The sequence below is a fragment of the Colwellia echini genome (assembly GCF_002843355.2).
Classification (GTDB): domain Bacteria; phylum Pseudomonadota; class Gammaproteobacteria; order Enterobacterales; family Alteromonadaceae; genus Colwellia; species Colwellia echini.
The window spans coordinates 1-489 of the sequence record NZ_PJAI02000104.1; the positions used below are offsets into that span (position 1 = coordinate 1).

Annotated in this window: 1 protein-coding gene; it reads right to left on the reverse strand. The window is 42.1% G+C overall.

What is annotated here, in order from left to right; genetic code table 11:
* Positions 1-489: hypothetical protein (locus CWS31_RS17680; RefSeq protein WP_170252926.1), on the reverse strand; the 489-nt coding region annotated here is incomplete at both ends.

A 489-nucleotide genomic window follows, 5' to 3' on the forward strand; every position in this document is an offset into this window, starting at 1 on the left:
CAATAGTTCCGATAGACACACCGCTATTGACCGTAAAGCTATCTGTGCCAACACCTCCAACTAGGTGGTCAACTCCTGTGAAGGTATAGCCTTCTACACTACCTTTATTGTTCGCATCAACTAGCCAAGTGCGATTGAAGTCACCCGTTGTACTTACGGTATTACTACCTGTACCCGCACCTTGTAGTTCGATACTACCGTCAGCCTCATGCGTAATAACAAAGCTATTATCTCCAGTTCCAGCTCCACCAACTAAAGTAGTAAAACCAATAAAATTGATCGTACTAGTACTGTCAGATAAATTGCCTTTATCAACATCAGAAAGCGTAAAGGTATTGTCTACACCCTCGCTACCTTTCAATGAATTTCCTGAGCCACCATCTTTTAGTAGCTCAAAAGAGGTAGGCAAAGAACTAACAGTGAAGGTTTGCCCCGTCCCAGTAAATTCAAAAATATCTTTATTCGTACCACCTGAACCAGCATCAATTG